Annotated in this window: 7 protein-coding genes; 1 reads left to right on the top strand and 6 read right to left on the bottom strand. The window is 70.9% G+C overall.

What is annotated here, in order from left to right:
- Positions 1-16: 16 nt before the first annotated feature.
- The 6 genes from ACFVIM_RS30875 to ACFVIM_RS30900 form a co-directional block, all read right to left on the bottom strand.
- Positions 17-517 carry a hypothetical protein gene (locus ACFVIM_RS30875; protein WP_384308342.1) on the bottom strand — a complete coding sequence of 167 codons (501 nt, stop codon included), beginning with the start codon at positions 515-517 and terminating at the stop codon, positions 17-19.
- A gap of 20 nt (positions 518-537) precedes the next feature.
- Positions 538-1104, bottom strand: a complete 567-nt coding sequence (locus ACFVIM_RS30880) for a hypothetical protein (RefSeq protein ID WP_384308344.1) — start codon at positions 1102-1104, stop codon at positions 538-540.
- 223 nt (positions 1105-1327) lie between these two features.
- Entirely contained in the window at positions 1328-2251 is a 924-nt protein-coding gene (locus ACFVIM_RS30885; RefSeq protein ID WP_384308347.1) for a hypothetical protein, read from the bottom strand.
- Positions 2252-2300: 49 nt separating this feature from the next.
- Complete coding sequence (locus ACFVIM_RS30890; RefSeq protein ID WP_384308350.1) at positions 2301-2558, bottom strand: hypothetical protein; 258 nt, start codon at positions 2556-2558, stop codon at positions 2301-2303.
- Positions 2559-2643: 85 nt separating this feature from the next.
- On the bottom strand, positions 2644-4722 hold the full coding sequence (locus tag ACFVIM_RS30895; protein ID WP_384308353.1) for a hypothetical protein: 2079 nt from the start codon (positions 4720-4722) through the stop codon (positions 2644-2646).
- A gap of 362 nt (positions 4723-5084) precedes the next feature.
- A complete protein-coding gene (locus ACFVIM_RS30900; protein ID WP_351495665.1) occupies positions 5085-5405 on the bottom strand; it encodes a hypothetical protein in 321 nt (106 codons plus the stop codon).
- A gap of 186 nt (positions 5406-5591) precedes the next feature.
- On the opposite strand from ACFVIM_RS30900, the gene ACFVIM_RS30905 reads away from it, so the two are divergent.
- Positions 5592-6545, top strand: a complete 954-nt coding sequence (locus ACFVIM_RS30905) for a hypothetical protein (protein WP_384308356.1) — start codon at positions 5592-5594, stop codon at positions 6543-6545.
- Positions 6546-6849 lie beyond the last annotated feature (304 nt).

Genomic DNA, 6849 nt, shown 5'->3' on the forward strand with positions numbered 1-6849 from the left:
CCCCCACACCCGCCGGTCAGGCCCCGGGCGCGGGGCCGGCTGCTGCGGAGGCGAGGCGCGTCCAGTGCTCGGCGACGGTGCCGCCCCCGGCGGCGGGGGCGGTGAGGTCGTCGGCCGGCCGGGGCTGGGCCTCGGCGAGGACGGCGTGCCCGTCGCGGGTGGTGTTCTGCCACGGCACGGTCGGGAAGATGTACCGGGCGCCGTCCTCCAGGGGGCGGTCGTCGGGCGTGAGGGTGACAACCACCGTGCCCGCCAGGCCCTCGCCCTTGAAGACGCGGCCCACCGTCACCTCGTACCGCACGGACGGAATCCCGGCGATCGTCCGGTCGCCGGTGCGGCGCAGGACGGTGCCGTGCCAGAGGGCGGTCGCGGCGGCGGCAACCTCTCCGTCGTCGGAGGGATCGTGCAGCACCATCGCCTCGACGGCCGCCTCTGGCGCGGGTCCGGCGGTCAGCTGATGGTGAGTGGCCCAGGCCAGGGCCACGAGGACGGCGGCGCCCGCGAGGGACACGGCCACGGTACGACGACGAGACATCATCATCCCCAGAGTGCTCGGTAGTTGCGGCGGTCCTGCCGGGTCGGCTTGCCGTCCGCGGACCCGTCGGCCAGGCGGCGCGCCATCAGGGTCGCGTACCGCCGGGGGTCCTTGTGGCAGAAGCCGAGGGCGTGTCCCAGCTCATGGCCGGCGATCCGGCGGCGGGCCGAGACCGTGCCGAGCCGTTTCCCGTCACCCACGTACGCGGAGTTGAGCACGAGACGGTCGGTGCCAGGGAGTCCGATCCACGCCCCGCCGGTGTTCGCCCACCGCCCGTCCGTACGCGCGAGGTCCTCGAACTGGAGGTCAGCGATCCGGCTGCCGTCGTCGGCGGGGAACCGGATCCTCAGGCCCCGGCCGCTCCACACCTTCAGCGCCCAGCGGCGGGCGTCGTCGTACTTCGTCTCGTCCTCCCAGGCGATCTCGCCCGCGTCGACGGACGACCGCCCCTTCGAGTCCCGCTCCCCGCCGACACAGGCGGCCGGCCCCGCCGCGGCGGCCGGGGAGGGCTGGCCGAGCGCGAGCAGCGTGACCGCCGCCGTCACCAGCGCCTGTCCGGCCCGGGACACACCCCGCTCCGCCACCGCACCCCATTCACGTCCGCCGGGCCCATTGCGAGCCGCCCTTCGGCCCACAACGGTAAGCGCCCCGCACCGGCACCGGGAGGAGCAGCCTCCGGACACGACACGGGCCGGGCCTGCCCCCACCAGGCACAACACGGCGGCGCGGCGTCACCGTGGCACCGCCGGCGTCACCCGGACGACGGACGCTCCCGGGCGCGACCGGGGACTGTCAGCCAAGCCGGGCGGGCCGGATGATCCCGGGGCCCCAGCGGGCGCGTGCCCGGTCCGCGACTTCCTCCAGCGCCCGCGCGCCCTCTGCGGCGCGGTCGAACGACGCCTGCACCGGCGCCCGCTCGGCCGGGATCAACTGCCCGGCCCGCAGGTGGACACCGCGCACCCGGGCGCGCTGGAGACCGAGGGAGTCGTAGATCCCGTACGCGGCACGGGCCAGCACGGGGGCATGCGCCGTCGGCTCCGCCAGGGTCCTGCCACGGGTGGTGGTGCTGCCGTCGGCGTACCGGATCGTCAGCTCCAGACGACCGGCGACCTGCTGCTCGGTGCGCAGCCTCCAGGCGACCTGTTCAACCACCGTTCTCACGGCCCGCTGGTGGCGGGCGGGATCGAGTTCGTCACGGGGGAAGCCGTACTCCTCCGCGACGGACCGGGCCGGGGCCTCTGCGCTCACCGGGCGCGGGTCGGCGCCGGACGCGCGCTCGTGGACCAGGCGGCCCTGCGCGCGGCCGAGGATCCGCTGGAGGGTGCCCAGCGGGGTGTCCGCGAGAGCTCCGATCGTGTGGAGCCCGTACCGGGACAGTTCCCGTGCGGCGACGGGACCCACTCCGGGCAGCGCGGCGACGGGCCGGGGGCGCAGTAAACCCTGCACGTCCGCGGGGTCGAGGTGGACGATGCCGCCGGGCGGAGCCGCCGCGCACGCCATCGCGGCGAGGCTGCGGTTGGGCGCGGAGCCCACGGTCGCCAGCGCCCCGTACAGAGCGGCGGCGCGCATCTGCACCAGGTGACCCAGCCCGACCGCGTCCCGCCCGAAGAACTGTCGCGCGCCGGTAACGTCGCAGTCGGCATCGGTGGGCGGCAGGGCCTGGACGCGCGGGGTGATCCCGCCCAGCACTCCGAGCAGTTCCTCGTACCGCTCCACTCCGGCATCGTCGGCTCCGTGGAAATGGACACGCAGGACGTGCCGCCGCTCAGCCACTGCCACTTGCCACCGCGGCTTGGGACGCCCCGCCGGCCCGGGCAAGAGCGCGCATGCGTGAACGGCGGACGCTCATGGTGCCCGCGGGCACCGTTCGCCAGTAGGGGTGCCACTGAATCCGCGCCGACAGCTTCAGCAGCCGACGGCGCAGCACGGTCCGGCCGTCCGGCGCCCCGGACGCGAGCCGAGCGTAGGTGTCGTACCACGCGCTCTGGAGCAGGACGAGGTCACGGGGGATCGGGGTGTCCATGGGCACAGTCAAACACGTAATCGAACTTTCGTACGAATTTATGGAGGACTGCTCTCCGCGCCCTGGCAGGGTCCAGCGGGCATCGTCACGGGGTGAGCAGCTCCGCCCTGAGCAGGCGTTCGGCTGCTGAGTGGTCGGCTGCCCCGCAGGCCCTGCGCGGATACTGCCGACCGCTCGTTCTCCTCACTCCGTCCGGGACGGCAACGGCCTGCTGCTCGGAGGGCACCCGGGGGGTCAGGCGTTTGGCCTTGAGCGGCAACCTCCGCCACTCCACCTCGTCGGTCCACCAGCCCCACATGATCCGGTCGATCATGTGCCGCACGGCCCGGGCCTCACGGGTCCCCGCCGTCCGGCACTGCCGGCTGGCCTCCTCGATCGACTTCCCCGTCACTGTCCACCCGGTCGTCGGATTTCCCTCGACGAGTCCGGCCCGGGTGAAGGCCGCGAGGTGCCGGAGGACGGTACGCTTGCCGAATCCAGTCTTCTGGATCAGGCCACCCAGGGATAGAAGGCCCTGTGCGGTTTCCATGATCATCCAGGTGTGGGCACCAAAGTGGCCAACCTCCCCTCCGTGGGCGAAGAAGTCGCTGGCGATGAGCTCGACGGCCCAGTCTCCGTGATCACGGAGAGCCGTTCGGGTATCGGCCACTCCTTCGTCAGGTCCCCCCCAGACCCCCCTCCCCCCCCGCCCCCCGTTCAGACTTTGTGTCAGACCACTGTTTGAGGGTTCGCCGAGGGGTTTGGCCATGAGATCAGCGACGAGCTCAGGGGGCAGGGTGAAGCGCCGGTTCGCGTACCTGGCGTCGCGTTCGAGCTCCAGGAGGAGTTCCGCGTCGATGAGCCGGTTCATGGCGGCGTTGCAGGTCTCGTGGGAGAAACCGGTCGCATCAGCGGCTCGTCGGCAGCCCAGGGAGACCGTGAGGGTGGCGGCCGCGAGCATCTGAAGGCCCGTGAACCATGCGTTGGCGAGCATGGAGGGACGACCGCGGGCGCTCCAGTAGGCAGGGCCGAAGGAGTTGATGTGCTCCCACCAGGCGCCGACGGCCTGGGTGACCTCGGGGGCGGGGTCGCCCGCTTCCGCGTGACCGAGAGGCCGGCGGGCTTCGACTTCGACCGCGAGCATCCACTGCCGGTCGAAAATGCGCCGCGACTCCACGGTGGAGCGCTTGGTTCGGTTGGTGGCGCCAGCTACGCGCGCGGTGGTGATGTAAGCCAGCCCCGGGTAGATCCCGGAGAGCGCCAGTTCCCAGCCCTGGCCGTTCGAGAGGTGACTGCGCACGATGCCCCGGATCGCCGCGAAGGCGCGGTCCGAGTGCTGCTGCTCGGGAGCCAGGGGCGTGGTGAGCGCCGCGTGCGCTCGCTCCCCGAACGCCCTGGGCTCGCCGGGAAGCTTGAGGTGACCGTCGCCGTCCTGCTCGACGGCACGGACCCGGTGGTCACCGTGCCGCGTGACGCTGGGCGGGAGGTGAGCCCCGGCCCCCCGGGCGCTCGGAGCGGTTTTCCGCGGTGCACCATGATCATCCGCAGAGGGCCTTCTATCCCGCTTCTCTTCTTCCGCTTCCTCTGCCGGGAGGAAGGCGACTTCCTCTTCGAGCCAGCAGGTGAGGGTCTCGAACTGGGCGGGGGTGCCGCCAGCCGTGAGACGGCTGATCGCCTCGTCGATCGTGGCGCTCTCCAGGGTGGAGTGGCCGCCGTCACGGTGCGGGGACCCCGGCGGACGCAGAGCTCCGTAGCCCGAGAGGTTCATGAGCGGAACATGGTCAAAGGTGGGGAAGACCCGTTTGGCGGCTGTGGCGTAGCGCCGGACCAGCTCTCCCGGGACTGTCGCGGGGATGGTGAACCAGAGGTGCCGTCCGAGGGACGGCCCGGACACGGCGATGACGTACGGGATGCCGATGGCGTCGAGGTACGCCCCGAGCATGTAGGCGTGGTTGGCGGCCAGCTCCGCAGGGTGGCGCTTGGCGTCGAAGTCGTTGCCGAACAGCTTCCACCACGGGTCCCGGTTCTTGCCCCTGGTGGAGGTGCCGTGAACCACGACAGGCCGGCCGGGCACATCGGCGAGCTCGCCGATACGGATCTCGTCCTTGTAGTGCTGCCCCCAGGTGCCCGTCTCTTTATCCCAGGGCAGAGCGCGCAGGTCGCGGCGGGGGGACAGAGCCTCCACGAAGCGGATCAAGGTGGCCCTGTGAGGGCATTCGTCTTGCGGGACGGGGCCGTTGACCCGCTCATCGGACACGCCGACGACAGGCAAGGGGGTGCCGTCCCCAGGGGTCGTTGCTACTATGACAACGTCCTCTCGGGTCGAGAGGCAGCAATGAGCCGACCCTCCGGCTGGTCCCCGGAAGGTGGTCTTACTGCAGCGTGGCTATTGGAAACGGGTCTCAGAAACGCCGTAGGAAGCAGATGAGATCCCGAAACTCGGTTTTGGGGAGGTAGCGGGGGGAGACAGCGCCAGTCACGGGAAGCCTCTGTTGGTCTAGGACAGGGGCATTTTCGTGTGTCCGGGCGCCTTCCCGCAGCTCTGGGTTACCCGGTCATCGGCAGCTCCCCTTGCCCGCCACCGGTCTCGGGGGCGGGCCAGCTCTTGGTGATCCTGCGGAGCTCGGCCTCCAGATGGGCCGGGGTCAGCGGCTCGCCGGGGGAGGTGGCTCGGAGGAGATCGAGGACCGTGTTGATGACCGTCGCGGCGGAGAGGTCCGGGTGGACCTTCTGGATGAGCCCGACGATGAGGTCCGCGTTGGCGGGGTCGAAGGCCATCGTGGTGCGCCACGGCGCGCCCGATCCCAGCTGGTACTCCACAGGACGGCCACGACGACGGCGCGCTATGGGGGTCCCGGATGTACTCATGGCGATCATCCTATGCATTCGGACTAGTGATGTGCATCAATTGACGGTGCGCGTGTCGGCGGATTCTCTCGCGATCTTCATGAAAGGCCAAACCCGGTGCGGCAGGGGGCCGGGGTCGCGTAGTCTGCCACGTGACCGATGGGCAGGGGCGAGTGGGCCCGGCCACCGGGGAGGTGTGTCGTTCAGATGTCAGCGGACCTTCATCCGTCCGTCGAGCGGTTCTCGGCGGCGGTCGAGGACCTGATCATCGAACAGGCCGCGAAGAAGAAGCGGCGTGACAATCTCAGGTGGGTGGTCAAGGACCTCCAGGCCGCCGCTGAGCGCCGGGAGTTCCCGGACTGGGGCCGGGAGTCCCTCCACGAGCTGATGACCCCTCTGGGGTGGCTGGTGTACGAGGAGCTCGCCCGTGCGGGGCTGACGCGCTCACGCCATCGGGCGCCGGCCGGCGTCCACGTCCCCGCCAGCATGAGCAGCATGCGCACCAGGGCCACGGCGTGGAACGCGGTGGCGCAGCAGCTGGGGCTGGAGTTCCGGGTGAAGCTGCCGCCCAAGCCGACGGCCAAGCTCCCGGTGGCGGACCGCCAGCGGGCGGTGATGAGGCGTGAGCTGTCGAAGCCGGCGGGGTCGCCGATGCGGGAGGACGCCCGGATCCGGATGCTGGCCATGTACGGGGTGATCCTCGATACGCGCGCGCGGTCGGGGGAGCTGGTCAAGATGACCCTGAGTTCGCTGGGGGAGGACCTGGCCACCGTCTCGGTCGTCCGGCAGCCTCAAGGAGTCGGCGAACCCCGTGTGCCGGTGGTCGAGACGATCCGGACGAGCGAGTTCACGCGGACTGCGCTCCGGCAGTGGCTGGAGGTCCGGGCGGAGAAGGTCAGGTCCGTCGAGGGTGCGAAGGACGCGCTGTGGGTGTCCTTGCGTGACAATCACACCGGTGTGTCCCGCGGGCAGCTCTTCGTGCCGTCGGGGATGCCCTTGCAGATCCGGGGGCTGGAGCGGGCCTACAGCCGGGTGGTCGCGCGCCTCAACGACCAGATGCCGGGGAGGGAGGCCGGCTGGTCTCCGCTCCCGGGGACGGTCGAGCAGCTGCGCCGTTCGGTCCGGAAGATCGACGTGGTGTCGCTGAACCTGGCGGCGTAGCCCCCTGCGGGGTGGATCGGTCAGGTCGTGCCGACAGCGTTGGCGGGAAGGTTCCCGGGAGTGATGCAAAAACGTCCGTTTTTGCTACCCCTGACTACTGCATCGGCGCCGGGCCGGGAGGCGGGGTAGAGAAAGCGGGGCCAGACGACACGGATCCGAGGACCCGTACCGCCTCGAAGGGTCGGCTTGGGCAAAATCGTCTGGCCCCTCACCACGAACCACCAGGCAGGGTTCCTCAAACCCGTAGAACGAGCGAGGTCACCCACAAGGAGTTTCGCAGGGGCAACTATAGCGGGCCGGGTGG

The sequence above is a fragment of the Streptomyces sp. NPDC057638 genome (assembly GCF_042800315.1).
Classification (GTDB): Bacteria; Actinomycetota; Actinomycetes; order Streptomycetales; family Streptomycetaceae; genus Streptomyces.

Excerpts from the sequence above, each read along its gene's own strand:
- ACFVIM_RS30905 (WP_384308356.1), top strand. The coding sequence starts at position 5,592 with ATGTCAGCGGACCTTCATCCGTCCGTCGAGCGGTTCTCGGCGGCGGTC.
- ACFVIM_RS30890 (WP_384308350.1), bottom strand. The coding sequence starts at position 2,558 with ATGGACACCCCGATCCCCCGTGACCTCGTCCTGCTCCAGAGCGCGTGG.
- ACFVIM_RS30900 (WP_351495665.1), bottom strand. The coding sequence starts at position 5,405 with ATGAGTACATCCGGGACCCCCATAGCGCGCCGTCGTCGTGGCCGTCCT.